At 35.5% G+C, this 15,267-nt stretch carries 8 protein-coding genes; 4 read left to right on the top strand and 4 right to left on the bottom strand.

Annotated elements, in window-relative coordinates; all coding sequences use genetic code 11:
* The first annotated feature begins 55 nt into the window (after nucleotides 1-55).
* The 3 genes from H8R24_RS05560 to H8R24_RS05550 all read left to right on the top strand — a co-directional run bounded on the left by H8R24_RS05560 (nucleotide 56) and on the right by H8R24_RS05550 (nucleotide 5,625).
* Nucleotides 56-940, top strand: coding sequence for an ABC transporter ATP-binding protein (locus tag H8R24_RS05560; protein WP_187017564.1), 885 nt, complete (start codon nucleotides 56-58; stop codon nucleotides 938-940).
* Complete coding sequence (locus tag H8R24_RS05555) at nucleotides 934-4,584, top strand: ABC transporter permease/M1 family aminopeptidase (protein WP_187017565.1); 3,651 nt, start codon at nucleotides 934-936, stop codon at nucleotides 4,582-4,584. The genes H8R24_RS05560 and H8R24_RS05555 overlap by 7 nt, the downstream gene beginning before the upstream one ends.
* A 108-nt stretch (nucleotides 4,585-4,692) precedes the next feature.
* Nucleotides 4,693-5,625 (top strand): 1-phosphofructokinase family hexose kinase, encoded by a 933-nt coding sequence (locus tag H8R24_RS05550; RefSeq protein WP_187017566.1) that lies wholly within the window; start codon nucleotides 4,693-4,695, stop codon nucleotides 5,623-5,625.
* A gap of 47 nt (nucleotides 5,626-5,672) precedes the next feature.
* On the opposite strand, the gene H8R24_RS05545 is transcribed toward H8R24_RS05550, so the two are convergent.
* Entirely contained in the window at nucleotides 5,673-9,725 is a 4,053-nt protein-coding gene (locus H8R24_RS05545; RefSeq protein ID WP_187017567.1) for a T9SS type B sorting domain-containing protein, read from the bottom strand.
* Nucleotides 9,726-10,035: 310 nt separating this feature from the next.
* The gene (gene lepA / locus H8R24_RS05540; RefSeq protein WP_187017568.1) at nucleotides 10,036-11,832 is read right to left on the bottom strand and encodes a translation elongation factor 4; all 1,797 of its coding nucleotides are present in this window, start codon (nucleotides 11,830-11,832) and stop codon (nucleotides 10,036-10,038) included.
* A 294-nt stretch (nucleotides 11,833-12,126) separates the two neighbouring features.
* Between lepA and H8R24_RS05535 the strand changes: the two genes are divergently transcribed.
* Nucleotides 12,127-12,735: a hypothetical protein gene (locus tag H8R24_RS05535; RefSeq protein ID WP_187017569.1), complete on the top strand. Its 609-nt coding sequence runs from the start codon at nucleotides 12,127-12,129 to the stop codon at nucleotides 12,733-12,735.
* A gap of 62 nt (nucleotides 12,736-12,797) precedes the next feature.
* Here H8R24_RS05535 and H8R24_RS05530 read toward each other — a convergent pair whose 3' ends face one another.
* Together H8R24_RS05530 and H8R24_RS05525 are read right to left on the bottom strand one after the other, a co-directional pair.
* Entirely contained in the window at nucleotides 12,798-14,033 is a 1,236-nt protein-coding gene (locus H8R24_RS05530; protein ID WP_187017570.1) for an NAD(P)/FAD-dependent oxidoreductase, read from the bottom strand.
* A gap of 99 nt (nucleotides 14,034-14,132) precedes the next feature.
* Entirely contained in the window at nucleotides 14,133-15,203 is a 1,071-nt protein-coding gene (locus H8R24_RS05525) for a class I SAM-dependent methyltransferase (RefSeq protein WP_187017571.1), read from the bottom strand.
* Between the last annotated feature and the right edge of the window lie 64 nt (nucleotides 15,204-15,267).

Here is a 15,267-nt window from a genome sequence, read left to right as displayed (position 1 = left end):
TGTAACGTTTATAGTAAAGCGTCTACTTACTATTAAACCAAAAAAACAAATTAGCATGAAACTCAAAATTACAAACCTAAGTAAGACCTATAAAAATGGTGTAAAAGCCTTGGATAATTTAAATCTCGAAATTGGAACAGGAATGTTTGGACTTTTGGGTCCCAATGGAGCGGGTAAATCTTCCTTGATGCGTACAATTGCAACTTTGCAAAAACCAGATTCAGGTATGATTGAGTTTGATGGGATTAATACTTTAAAAGATCAAATGGAATTGCGTAAAATTCTAGGCTACTTGCCACAAGAATTTGGCGTTTATCCCAGTATGTCAGCAGAAGACTTATTACACTATTTTGCACAATTGAAAGGTATAGCATCCAAAACGGAAAGAGCTACAATTGTAAAACAAGTTTTAGAAGTGACTAATTTGTATGAAGTACGTATGAAGGATGTAAATGGATATTCGGGCGGTATGAAACAACGTTTTGGAATTGCTCAATTGTTATTGAATAACCCCAAGTTAATTATTGTAGATGAACCAACAGCTGGATTAGATCCTGCCGAAAGACATCGTTTTTTAAATGTGTTGCGTGAAATAGGGACCAATCATACTGTTATTTTTTCAACCCATATTGTGGATGATGTCAAAGAACTATGTAATGAAATAGCCATTTTGAATGGGGGAAAAATTTTAACTCAAGGTACACCACAATCAACTACTGATGCTTTGAATGGGCAAATCTGGACTAAAGTTATTGAGCGAGAAGGACTAGAACAATATGAAACGGACTTCAATGTTATTTCATCAAATTATAATCAAGATAATAGCTTGAATATTAGAGTTTACAGTAAGGAGCAACCTAATGAAAGCTTTGTTGCTGTTGCGCCTCAACTAGAAGACGTGTATTTTGTAGCACTTAAAAACGACTCGATATTATGTTAGGAACTATATTTACTTTTGAATTAAAAAGATGGTTTAAAAACCCCACTTTTTATATCTATATGGGGATATTTTTTGTCCTATCGATGTTAATGATGGCTACTAATCTGGGCTTTTTTGATGGCATGTCTAGCACGACTGCCTCCAATCAATTGGCTAATTCGCCTATTGCTTTGAACGGTATAATCAATGGACTTTCTGTATTGACCTACTTTTTACTGCCTTCCATAGTTGGAGCTTCGATTTACCGAGATTTTAAATACAATATGCACACCATTCTTTTTTCCTATCCGTTTACAAAAATGGATTATTTATTGGGGAAATTCTTGAGTTCGTTGACCATTGTGATTTTAGTTGTTTTGGGTATCGGTTTAGGTGCTTTTTGTGCGTCTTATTTACCAGGAATTAATCAAAGTTTATTGGGACCAGTAAGTATTATAGGGTATTTGCAAGCTTATTTCATCTTCGTTATCCCTAATTTATTTTTTTATGGAGTGATTGTATTTGCAATTGTAACGATAACTCGAAATATTTCGGTAGGATTTATTGCGGTTATTCTATTGCTTTTTGTTCAAAGCATGATCAGTAGTTTTACCAATGATGCAGATAATCGTTACCTCGCGGGAATCTTAGATCCTTTTGGTAGTGAAGCGTTGAGTTATTACACACAATATTGGACCGTTGCCGAAAAAAATGTGAACTTACTGCCTTTTGAAGGGATTATTGTATACAACCGATTATTGTGCTTAGGTATTTCATTAATTGTATTTGTTCTCTTGTATCGTTACTTTTCGTTTACACAAACAGCTTTGACGTTTGGGAAAAGTAAAAAGGAAGAGCGTGTAACCAAGAATAATTTTGGTGGCATTACAAGGATTAATTTACCCAACATACAGTTCGATTATTCGATTAAACATAATTTAAAAACAGCTTGGAATTTGTCTAAGATAGATTTTAGATTCATTGTTAAAAACTGGATTTTTATTAGTATCGTCATTGTAGGACTGGTATTTATATTGCTTACATCGTTAAGCGCGGGTGCCATTTTTGGTACAAATACGTATCCAATGACTTGGCAAATGCTAGCTATACCAGGAGGTGCTTTTGGACTTTTTATTAATGTTTTGACTTTTCTTTTTGCGGGTATACTTGTGCATCGAGGCGTAACCGCAAGAATGAATCATTTAATTGATGTAACACCAACACCAAACTGGGTATTGTTGTTCTCTAAGTTTTTAGCCTTGATCAAAATGCAAGTAGCGTTACTAGCCGTCATCATGATTGGAGGGATTATGATACAATGTTATAACGGTTATTTTAACTTTGAGATCGGTCATTATCTTTTTGAATTGTATGCTGTTAAATTGGTACACTTTGTAATCTGGGCTTTTTTGGCACTTTTTATTCAAACGCTCTTCAAAAATTATTTACTTGGTTTCTTTGTTTTACTTATTCTCTCTATTGGTTTGGTTTTTATTCCAGAAATTGGAGTGGAGCAAGACGTTTTTAGGTTTAATAGCGATACGGGTTTTCAATACTCAGATATGAATGGTTATGGCAATACACTGCCTATGTATTACCTGTACAAAGGATATTGGTTCCTATTTGGTTTAGGAATTTTCGGTCTTACACTTTTGTTTTGGACAAGGGGAGTTGGTCAATCAGCCAAAGCAAGATTGACGGATGCTAAGCAAAGGATGGGTAAAAAAATGACTGTTTTAATACTATTGCCATTGATAGGCTTTGTTGCCTTAGGGAGTACGTTATATTACCAAAACAATGTTGTCAATGAATATACTTCCAGTCAAGACCATGAAAAAGAAATGGTGAACTGGGAGAAAAAGTACAAAAAGTATCAAAAATATGCACAACCTAGAATTACAGATATTAAGATAGATTTAGACCTGTTTCCTGAGGAACGTGATTTTCTGGCGAAAGGGACCTATGTTTTGAAAAACAAATCGAATAAAGGGATAGACTCTATTTTTGTCAATTACAATAATTTTCAAACTAAAATCGCTTTCGCAAAAGGAACACAACTCGTTTCTAAAGATTCGGTTTATAATTTCAATATTTACAAGTTAGCTAAGCCTTTATTGCCTGGCGATTCGATAGTTATGTCCTTTGAAGTCAAAAATAAAGAGAATACCTTGTTTAAAAATAATTCGCCAGTTATTTATAATGGAACTTTTATCAATAATAGTTCTTTTCCATCTATCGGATATAGCGAAAGAGGAGAGTTAACTGATGATGATGTTCGAAAAAAGTATGGTCTTAAGCCTAAGGAAAGAATGGCAAGCCCTATGGATTCTATCGCAAGAAAAAACAACTACATTAGCAATGATGCTGATTGGTTAACATTTGAAACTACTGTTAGTACCTCAGGTGATCAAACAGCAATTGCGCCAGGTTATTTGCAAAAGCAATGGAAAAAGGACGGGAGAAATTATTTTCATTACAAAATGGACCAAAAAATGCTGAATTTCTATGCTTATAATTCGGCTAGATATGAAATTAAGAGAGATAAGTGGAACAATGTAAATATTGAAATCTATTACAATAAAGGGCATGAATTCAATTTGAACAGGATGGTTTCTGGGATAAAAAAATCTTTGGATTATTACTCGACTAATTTCAGTCCCTACCAGCATAAGCAGGTTCGTGTTATGGAATATCCTAGAACCTTGGGTGAGTTTGCACAATCTTTTTCGAACACAATACCTTTTTCTGAAGGAATTGGGTTTATTGCTTCTGTGGATGATAATGACCAAGAGGCAGTTGATTATCCTTTTACTGTGGTTTCGCATGAAGTGGCACATCAATGGTGGGGAGATCAGGTTGTTGGAGCAAATGTGCAAGGAGTGACTATGTTGTCCGAGAGTCTTTCTGAATATAGTTCCTTAAAAGTTTTAGAGCATCACTATGGTAAAACAAAAATGCGTAAGTTCTTAAAAGTGTCTCTGGATATGTATCTCTCTGGAAGAACTAATGAGGCTAAAAAAGAAAAACCCTTGATGTATAATGAAAACCAGCAATACATTCATTACAGGAAAGGTTCTCTGGTTTTCTATGCATTAAGTGATTTTATTGGCGAGCAAAAACTGAATGGAGTTTTGAAATCATACATTCAAAAAGCGGGTTATCAAGAGGCTCCGTACACCAATTCGATAGAGTTAGTTGAGTTGATAAAGGCAGCAACTCCAGATTCATTAAAGTATGTTGTAAACGATATGTTTGAAACGATCACACTTTATGATAATAGAGTTAAAAATGCAACTACTAAGAAATTAGCCAACGGGAAATATCAGGTAGATATTGAATTTGAGGTGGCTAAATACAAGGCAGATGATCAGGGTAAGCGAATTTTTAAAGATGCCAAAGGTAAAACCTTATCGTTCAAGAAAAAAGGAGACGTGATTGCGACTACTTCATTGCCATTGCAAGACTATATTGAAATTGGAATTTTTAATGAAGTGACTGTTAAGGATAAAAAAGTGGAGAAAGAATTGCATTTAAAGAAGTACAAAATAGATAAAATAGATAATAAAATTTCTATAATTGTCGATGTAAAACCAACAGAAGTAGGGGTTGATCCGTATAATAAATTAATTGATACGAACTCAGATGATAACAGGCGCAAGTTGTAGTTGATGCAGGTTTGTGAAAAAAGCGAAGGGGAAACTCTTCGCTTTTTTTGTTTTTTAAATCGGCAATTATTTTTTTGAAACTATACCTTTTAATCTTAAATTTATAAAATGAAAAATCACGAAATTATCACCTTGACTGTAAATCCAGCTTTGGATAAAAGTGCTCATTTTACAGGATTAGTTCCAGAACAAAAAATAAGATGCCAACAACCATCCTTTGATGCAGGTGGTGGAGGTATTAATGTGTCTAAAGCTATTTCTCGTTTGGGCGGCGACTCATTAGCTGTTTTCACGGCTGGAGGACCTACTGGAGAAATGATAAAAGAATTATTGGTAAAAGAATCCGTAGCTATTGATCCCATTGCAGTACAAAACTGGACCAGAGAAAGCTTTGTGGCAGTCGATGATAATACCAATTCACAATACCGTTTTGGGTTTCCAGGAGCGGTTATTAGTGAAGAGGAGATCGATACGATACTGAAAAAAGCAGCAGCTTTTTCGTCTCATTTTTTAGTACTGAGTGGGAGCTTGAACGAAGGTTTACCTCTAGACTTTTACAAACAAATTGCCGTACTTGCTAAAAAGTCGGGAACTAAAGTCATTGCAGATACCTCTGGAGCGTCCTTAGAAAAAGTATTAGAAACGGGAGTTTATTTAATCAAACCCAATGTAGGTGAATTAGCAAAACTTGTGGGGGAAGCTAGTCTAGAAATGGAAGAAGTAAACGAAGCAGCCAAAAAAATAATTGCAAAAGGCGGTGCCGAAATCGTAGTTGTTTCTCTTGGTCCACAAGGAGCAGTTTTAGTAACCAAGGATTCTTATGATTATGTTCCAGCTCCTAATGTAGTTAAAAAAAGCACTGTAGGTGCGGGAGATAGTATGGTAGGGGGGATGGTATGGGCGCTTTCGCAAAATAAAAACTTATCAGAAGTAATTCGTTGGGGAGTAGCATGCGGATCAGCAGCAACTATGAACGACGGAACCCAGTTGTTTAAAGTAGAAGATGCCAAGCGATTGTTTGAATGGTTGAAAGGGAAATAATTTGTAATTCTTGTAAAAATGAGATAAAACGATAATTACTCAAGCAATTATCGTTTTAGACTAAAATGGGACTTGAATATTTTTTCCTGACCATCTAAGGTGTATTGAACAGTAAACCAATAATCTTCACTTGGCAATTCGGCATTATTGTAACGGCCGTCCCAACCTACAGTATTGGTCTTGAATTGCTTCAATAATTTCCCGTATCTGTCAAATATGGCTACTACTGAGTTGGTTTGTGTTGCTAAATCGCTAATGTTCCAATAATCATTAAACCCATCATTATTTGGTGTAAAAAGTTTAGGGTATTTCAATACAATTGCTGTTAATATTGTCACAGTACAACTACCTTTATTGTCTTTTATAGTAATATAGTGCTCTCCTGACGATACGTTCCCAAAAGAAGGATGAGCTTGGTATTCCCCCTCGCCATCCAACTGGTATAGATAATCGCCAAAACCGCTAACATCCATAATGTCAAGATTTATTTCATCTGTAAAAGCATCAGAGACCGTAATCTTTGCTACAGCAGGACTGGTTTTTGTCACTTTTACAGTAGTGGGATAATAGCTGCAATCGCTTCCTGTATCCGGAGTAATTTTGGTGACAACCACATCATACAAGCCTAAAATAGTTGTGGAGTGCGTTGGGCCAGTACCTACCAGTTCTGTATTAAAATACCAATCTACTATAAACTGCTTTGGATCGAGTCCTGATTCTAATAGTGCTGGGGAATTGATGGCTCCTGTACCGTAATCGACACAAACAGCTTTGTCCTCAAGAACTAAAGTTTGTAGTGGGTAAATGGTAATATCAAATGAGGTTTCGGCGTAACAGCCTACTTTACTAGTGGCTGTAGCATAAACATATATTGTTTTACTTTCTGTAATAGTATCACCTGCTTTATAGGCAATACCTGTTCCAAGTGGTTCAGAAAAATAGTTACCTTCTGCCAAAGCGGGTAAAATGTATTGATTGCATAAAGCAATGTCGTTATGCGGTTTTAGAACCGGTGTTTTAGCAATAGTGACTGTAAATTCATTTTCGTCTTCACATTTAAAACGGTCTCCTTTTTGACCATAAATAAATAGTTTTTGAGTGGTTGTGATATGATCTCCAGCTTTTAGTTTGGTACCTTTTCCACCAGTGCTACTAAAGTATTCGCCTATTTTTAATTCAGGTAAAACATATTGATCACAAACTGTAATATCATTGATCTTATCAACGGTAAGGCCTATGATGTTTATGTTTACAGGATTTTCGGCGGCGCAGGTTTTTAAGTCAGGCCATTGGTTGTAAAGGTAGATCGTTTGCGTGCTAGTGATATGCTCTCCAGGAGGTATTAGGCGGCCTTTTCCGCCCGTTGCACTGTAAAAAGAACCATTTACAACTGTTGGAATAATAAATTCTTTACAACTAGTAACATCGGTGATAATGGTTAGTTTGGGAAGGTCTCTAATCTCAACTTTAAAGGAGGACTCATTGGCGCAACCATTTTGTAGGTTGTTAATATAAATTGTTTGAGTGGAGGTAATTAGGTCGCCAGGAGCTAATGTTTTTCCGCCTCTATTTTTCTTAGTAAAATAAGTTCCGTTTTGTAAAGTAGGTAGGAAGTAAGGCTCGCTGATGCAACGGATGACGTTGTTTAATTGATCAACAGCTGGAAAAGGTATTATTGTAATCGTAAAAGCTAGGTTATCAGTACAGTTAGGTGTTGTTGAGGTTGCTGCATAGGTGTAAACAGTCGTTGTTTTAGTCAGTACTGTTCCTGATGCAATTACGTCGCCAGTACCTGATGGCCCGGTATAATACTTGGCTACGGCTAGTTTTGGTAAGGTATAACTGCCGCAAGCGGTTTCATTTTTAATTTGCGGAATAATGATAACTTGAAATACCGATTGACTGCTACAGCTCCCATCAGTATTGTAAATATAAATTTTTTGGGAACTAGTAATAATATCTCCAGCCGATAATAATTTCCCATTAGCTTGGTCGCCTGTGTAGTATTTCCCGTTTGTTAATACCGGTAAGCTGTAGCTGTTACATGTACTTACGTTTTGAAGCACATCTACATCCGGTAACGGCATAATGTTTAAATCAAATGCAGCGTCGCGACAGGTTGATCCGCCAAATTCGGCATAATAATAGATGGTTTGTGAGGTGTAAATTTTTACGCCAGAATTTAGTGTTGTTCCACCGCCGGTAGGACCGCCACCTTTGGTATAAAACTGACCAACAGGAGGAATTGGAATTTGAAAATAGTCACAATGATTGAGCGCTACATTGTATTGGGAAATTAAGTTGACATTAAAACTACTTTCATTGGTACATGAATTACTATCTGGTCCGCTATAAATGTAATAAGTTCCACTTAGCGTGATCGCATCGCCCGCTTGAAGTTTAATTCCGTTTCCATTTGGCAAAGTATAATAGTCGCCAAAACTGATTAGCGGTAAGATGTAACTGGAGCATTCGATAACATCAGCTAATGCTGAAACTGCAGGTCTAGGATTGATTGTGATTGAAAAAGAATTAATGTTATAGCAAGCACTGTTGGTACTACTAGACATTCTGATCCAAACATCAATTTTTTTAGCGCCTGTAGTGATGTGATAAGTCGCGCTTAACTCGTTTTTATTTGCAATAGCGTCTTCAAGAGTTGAGTAATAATTAATCGTATAGTTTTTAGGGTCTTGGCCGCCCAAAATAAAAGAATTGTTATCTGTCAACTTGATATCAACACCTGTTGGACTATCGCAAAATAGAAGGTCAGCGGGTTTTTTTGGACTAGCAATATTTTCTAGTACAAGATTAAAAGAATGTAAGGTGTCACACCAATTGGCATCCGACTTGCTTTTTAGTTTAAAATAGATTGTTTCATTGCCTGTACTTTGATAATTGGACAGATCAGTGGTATTGATCGCATTTCTATTGAGGTTTGCGTCTGCCGTATTTGAATAATATGCAATTTCATATTTTGTAGTATCGACTCCTAAAGAGGTTAGGTTGTTTTGTGTTAAATCATAACCATAGGTTGCTAATCCTTGATTGCAGTTGGTAAGGTTTGTTGGCGTGTTGATCATTAACTCATTAAAAACAATTTGGTCTTTAATAATACAACCACTGTTTAGTTGATTGATTACGACATCATAAACACCGGCCGATTTTACTTCTAGTTCATAACTGTTTTCGGTGGCTAATAATTGTCCGTCTTTATACCATTTATGTATGTATTTTGGATCTGTTAATCCTGTTTGTATTTTAGTTGTATTGCTGGAGCAAATAGATTGATCGGGACCTAAATCTATTGTAGTTGTAAAGCTAGCCGAGCTTAAAAAAACAGCCGAATCATATCCAGAATCATTAGCATCACCAATCACCATACGAATTCGATACGAATGATTTGGTATAACAGCAGATGAAGCGTTGAGTATTTGGGTATACCCGCGCATGTTTAAGGTAGAAAGGCTAGGGCTATTGACCGTAGAAGTTGAAAACAAATTGGCATTAACTGAGTTACAAGAAGCATTGAAATTGCTGTCTCTAATGTTTTTTACCGAAATGGGATCTGAAGTTCCAGGTACAATTGCAAGATTTGTGGTCACATTAGTTCCTAAATCGGTCAAGAAAAAACCAAATACATCACTAAAACCACATTGGTATTCCCCATATTCATTAGAAGCAAAAAGAAAATCAAAACTAAAAGTACTCGACATAGGAACAAAATCAAATTCTAGGTAAGCAACGTCAGTAATGGCAGTGTTTTGTCCGGTGCTGTTGCTAATAGCTTGAAGCTGTAGATCACTATTGGTATTTACTTGGCTACTCATGTTGTTGCCATTGTACTGTCCTTCGGTGTATTTAGCAATTCCATTTCTAATAATTACACCTTCTTTAATGGGAAATGATGAGCTGTTATTGTTAAAATAAGCAATAGATTGTGGAGATGATAGGCCTATGTTTGAAGTTGTGGTGCAAGAATTACCCAAAAGTAATTGTACTAATTGATCTGCATTTCGACTACTATCATCGATTGTTATACTTTGACAAAAAGCAGTATACGAGAATAACGCAAACAAAAGTAGGTATAAATTTTTCAAAATATTTTGTTTTAGTAGAGTTTGGGGCTCTGTAAAACTACAATAAAAAGCATAAAATATGTATTTTAGCTATGAAATATGCATTTAGTCGATATAATTAAATTGAAAATTAATAAAAAGATTACAAAAATACAATGCAAAATGGAGGGGATCATTGGAGAGTTGATTTCTAACTATTTGTTTTGTAGTTGTTTGGTTGTGCTTGTTTTTTTTTGTAGAGCTAAATTTTTGAAACAAAAAAAACCTGACAATTTTTACATCATCAGGTTTCTATTTTAATACTTTGTGCAACTATCTTGCTGCTACAAGTCTAGTCATTCAATTTCAATACGGCCATAAATGCTTCTTGCGGAATCTCAACATTACCCACAAGTCTCATACGTTTTTTACCTTTCTTTTGTTTTTCAAGTAATTTACGTTTTCTAGAAATATCTCCACCATAACATTTGGCAGTTACGTCTTTACGCAACGCTTTAATGGTTTCACGAGAAATCACTTTTACACCAATTGCCGCTTGAACCGGAATGTCAAATTGTTGGCGCGGAATTAATTCTTTCAATTTCTCACACATTTTTTTACCAATAGAATACGCATTATCAACGTGCATCAATGAGGATAAAGCATCTACAATAGTTGCATTCAATAAAATGTCTACTTTAACAAGGTTTGAAGTTCGCATTCCAATAGGCGTGTAGTCAAATGACGCATATCCTTTAGAAACGGTTTTTAAACGATCGTAAAAATCAAATACAATTTCGGCAAGAGGCATGTCAAAAGTCAGCTCAACTCTTTCCGTAGTCAAATACGTTTGATTGGTAATCAATCCGCGTTTTTCGATACACAAACTCATTACGTTACCTACATAATCTGCTTTTGTAATGATAGTTGCTTTTATAAAAGGCTCTTCTACATGGTCTAAACGAGAAGGTTCTGGCAAGTCAGATGGGTTGTTTACCACCAAGACGGTTTCAGGATCTTTCTTAGTAAAGGCATGGTACGATACGTTAGGAACCGTAGTAATTACCGTCATGTTAAATTCACGTTCAAGACGTTCCTGGATAATCTCCATGTGTAACATTCCTAAGAATCCACAACGGAAACCAAATCCCAGGGCTGCTGAGCTTTCTGGTAAAAACACAAGCGAAGCATCGTTCAATTGCAATTTTTCCATCGAGTTACGCAACTCTTCATAATCTTCAGTGTCTACAGGGTAAATTCCGGCAAAAACCATTGGTTTTACATCCTCAAAACCTGTGATGATATTGGTTGTAGGTGTTTTAGCATCGGTTAATGTGTCACCTACTTTTACCTCTTTCGCTTCTTTAATACCTGAAATCAAGTAACCAACATCTCCAGCCGAAATCACTTGTTTCGGAACTTGGTTCAGTTTCAACGTACCAATCTCGTCTGCAAAATATTCATTACCAGTGGCCATGAATTTGATTTTTTGCCCTTTTTTGATTTCTCCATTTACCACTCTAAAGATAACTTCAATACCTCTAAAAGGGTTGTAATGAGAGTCAAATATCAGTGCTTGTAATGGTTCGTCTTTATTTCCTGATGGTGGTGGAATTTTTTCGATAATGGCAGCCAAAATATTTTCGACACCAAAACCTGTTTTACCCGAAGCATGAATTATATCCTCCAGTTTACACCCTAATAAATCAATAATATCATCACTAACCTCTTCAGGATTAGCGCTAGGTAAATCCACTTTGTTCAAAACCGGAATAATTTCCAAGTCATTTTCTAAAGCAAGATATAAATTCGAAATCGTTTGTGCTTGAATACTTTGAGCAGCATCAACAATCAAAAGTGCACCTTCGCAAGCGGCAATTGATCGAGAAACCTCGTATGAAAAATCCACGTGTCCCGGAGTATCAATCAGGTTCAGGATATATTCCTCCCCTTGATAAGTATATTCCATCTGGATCGCATGACTCTTTATGGTAATCCCACGCTCGCGTTCCAGGTCCATGTTATCCAGCAATTGCGCCTTTTCTTGACGTGCTGTAACTGTTTGTGTAGCACCCAGTAAACGGTCAGCAAGTGTACTTTTACCGTGGTCAATATGTGCAATAATGCAAAAATTACGTATTTTTTTCATTTTATTTTAGTATCATTTTTTATGTCATGCTGAGCGTAGGCTTTGCATGGGCGTGACCACAAGGGTCGGGTTATTCGTTTCAATCTTTTCCTTTTTTAAAGAAAAAAAGGAAAAGGATTTTCACTGCTACCCCTCACGCGCGAGTGTCGAACAACGACATTTAATCTGCAAATATAAATCAAAGATAATCAGTGTCAAAGTAGTTACAAGATATTATCAATAATACATTTTTGTAAACATAATTTTTATACATTTGATTTGTAAGCTTTTTTACATAAATCATAAAACACAAGCATGAAAAAATTATTGTTTTTACTAGTATTTGCATCTGCCTCAATGGTTGCGCAGGACATGGATGTTACTAAAGGGGATTTTGCACCTTTACAAGGTCAAAAAGAATTTAATGTTGAGTTCACTTATGGGGACTTAAAATTAATGAAGGATAATTTAACAGATGATCAGTATGTTGCAGAGCGAGTTGCAGACCTAAACGGGAAAAACAATGGAGTAGGTGATACTTGGAAAAAGAAATGGTATACTAGTAGAGATTATTTATTTGAGCCAAAATTTTTAGAATTAATAAATATTGTTCTTTCAAAAAAAGGTAAAAGTGTCATTTTCAAAGAAGATTTAAAGCAAGCTAAATATACTTTAATAGTTGATGCAGTATGGATTTATCCAGGATACAATGTAGTAATGGTCAAAAAAGGAGCTAAGGTTTCTACTATTTTAAGATTTGTAGAAACAGCAAATAGAAATAATGTAATACTAGAAATTAAAAGCGAAGATGCGCCTGGAGATATCTTTGGAGGGTCGTTTAGTAATGAGGATCGTATTGGTGAAGGGTTTGCTAAAACGGGTAAATCACTAGCGGGTTTATTATTGAAAAAAGCTTTTAAATAGAAGTAATTTCAATACTGTTATAAAAAATGGCGGCTGACTTTTAAAAGTCAGCCGTCGTTTTTTTATGCTTCATTGTTTATTAAGTAAGCCATGTTCTTGACCACATTGTCGTGTTTTTTAACAAACGGATTGGTTTCATCCCATACATATCCAGCCAATACAGCGCAAATTTTACTTTTAACATCATGATTTTCTGGTTGATGAAAAAATAAGGTTTGTAGATTTCCAGTGTACCATTCTTTTACATAAGTAGTAAACACACCAATTCCTCTTTTCATGTAAGCAGTGTACTCCACTTCCCAGTCAACAGCAATCCCTTGCGATTCTTTGATATAAAGTTTAGCAGCAAGAATTCCAGATTCAGTTGCAAATGCAACACCTGATGAGAATACAGGGTCCAAGAATTCAGAGCTGTTTCCTGTTAGGGCAAACCCGTCACCATACATTTGTTTTACAGATCGAGAGTAGTTTTCTAGTTTTACTGGTTCAAACAAGAAATCTAGTCCGCTAAAGCGTTTGGTGTAATAATCCGAAAGCGCAATCGCATTCTTCAAAGCTTCGGCATTGTCTTTGTTTTCTGCAAGAGAATTGATAAAAGTAGTTGGTCCTACAACACCAATGCTAGTATTTCCATTTGAAAAAGGAATTACCCATAACCAAACTTGAGTTTCTAAGATGTCAAATGAAATCAAAGTCCCTTCTTCGCCTTCGGGTCTATTTACGTCATTAACATGAGTAAAAATAGACGAGTGAGGATCGAGTTTTGATGGCGTATCTAAGTCCAGTAAACGAGGTAAAACACGTCCATAACCGCTAGAGTCTATAATGAAATTAGCGTGCACTTCTTTTAAGTTTCCGTCTTTGTCTTTGATAACCGTGATCGATTTTTTGCCTACAAAAGAAACAGAAACCACTTCTGATTGAAATTCTAAATCGATTCCTTTTTTAATAATTTCTTGAGCCATTGTGTTATCAAAATCAGCTCTTGGCACTTGCCAGGTCCAATCCCAACCGTCGGTAAATTTTTTACTAAAATCAAAAACGCAAATTTCTTCACCGCGTATAAAGCGAGCTCCAGTTTTTTTCTCAAAGTTCATTTTGTCAAGAGCCTCTAGTAAACCTGCTTCTTCAAAATGATCCATTACTCTTGGGATTAGGCTTTCGCCAACAACAATTCTAGGAAAAACTGTTTTTTCGACAACCTTAATTTTTATTCCGTTTTTGTGAAGATACGCAGCCGAGACACATCCAGATGGACCGGCGCCTATAATTAAAACATCTACGAATTCTTGTAACATTGCTATTTGGTTTTATTTAGTTTGAAAAGAAATGGCTTTTACTTTTTTACTTCTTTATAAAAACTAAAGTGATTTATATTTAATGGGAAATCTTTATTTTTAACTTTGTTTTATTTTTTTGCATTTAATTAAAGTATGACTCATGCCAATGATTTCATGAATTTCATCTACTTCAAATCCAGCCTTAGCTATTACATTCAAGATGTCTTGGGAATGAAACATTTGACTGTTTCCATTTGCAACAGCGGTAAAGTATAATGAGGTTGCGTGTAAGCTATAAGTAGATGCTTGAAATTTTTGCAAATCCCAGAACGTTTCTAATATATAAAAACTAGCGTCATCAGTCATAGATTCATAGGCTCTTCTAAATAAGCCATAAATTTCTTCAAGTGAGAAACAGTCAATAAACTGACTCATCCATATAATGTCATAACCTTTTGGAAAAGGAATGGAATTGTCTAGAAGGTTAGTGTCAATTGCTGTAATTCTATTTTGAAAACCAGCCGCAGCAATATTTTTTCGAGCTACGTTAGCTTGGCCGGGTAAATCTAAGATAGTGATATTTACATTAGCATCATAATTGGCACATTGCATAGAGAATTTACCAGTGTTTCCTCCTACATCCAAAAAGGATTTAGGGTTATTGCCAAATAAAATGGGCATTATTTCAGGAAAAGTATAATCAGAATAGAAATGATCAAAATCAAACCAACTTTTTTTAATTTTTTCAGGAAGTTCAGATAATCCTATGTACACAGTATCCCAATCTCCTAATTCCTTTAAGCCTTCCGGTTTTCCGTTAACAATAGATGCTTCGAGATGATTAATGGCAAGGTAATTCACATCTTGAGTGAAGTCCATGTTTATGTTAGTCATTTTGTCTCGTAGAATGAAATAACCTGTTTTTGTCAAGATAAATTCATTGTCTTTTAAGTACACCATTTCAAGACTTAAGCCGGCTTCTAGTAGTACTTTTACGCCATAAATAGAGAGCTTTAAAGCGGCTGCTATTGTCTCAATACTTGCTTGGTTATTGTCGAAAAGGTATTCTAGTATTCCTAAGTTTCGTAGCGACTTTGCTGCTTGAAACATAATAGGGGCAAAAGCAATTTTTTGTGCGTCTAGGTTAGCTTGAACAACATTTTTTTTGTCAGATCCAAAATCTTTCATGTGTGTATATATAGTTGTGTTATTGATTTGTAAGTAAATTACAGAGCGGTAAAAATTTTGATTT

It is taken from the genome of Flavobacterium muglaense (assembly GCF_014305155.1).
In the GTDB taxonomy this organism is placed as follows: domain Bacteria; phylum Bacteroidota; class Bacteroidia; order Flavobacteriales; family Flavobacteriaceae; genus Flavobacterium; species Flavobacterium muglaense.
The sequence above is the reverse complement of the archived record's forward strand: the minus strand, read 5'-3'. Positions and strand labels throughout refer to the sequence as shown.

Excerpts from the sequence above, each read along its gene's own strand:
- H8R24_RS05560 (WP_187017564.1), top strand. The coding sequence starts at position 56 with ATGAAACTCAAAATTACAAACCTAAGTAAGACCTATAAAAATGGTGTA.
- H8R24_RS05555 (WP_187017565.1), top strand. The coding sequence starts at position 934 with ATGTTAGGAACTATATTTACTTTTGAATTAAAAAGATGGTTTAAAAAC.
- H8R24_RS05550 (WP_187017566.1), top strand. The coding sequence starts at position 4,693 with ATGAAAAATCACGAAATTATCACCTTGACTGTAAATCCAGCTTTGGAT.
- lepA (WP_187017568.1), bottom strand. The coding sequence starts at position 11,832 with ATGAAAAAAATACGTAATTTTTGCATTATTGCACATATTGACCACGGT.
- H8R24_RS05535 (WP_187017569.1), top strand. The coding sequence starts at position 12,127 with ATGAAAAAATTATTGTTTTTACTAGTATTTGCATCTGCCTCAATGGTT.
- H8R24_RS05530 (WP_187017570.1), bottom strand. The coding sequence starts at position 14,033 with ATGTTACAAGAATTCGTAGATGTTTTAATTATAGGCGCCGGTCCATCT.
- H8R24_RS05525 (WP_187017571.1), bottom strand. The coding sequence starts at position 15,203 with ATGAAAGATTTTGGATCTGACAAAAAAAATGTTGTTCAAGCTAACCTA.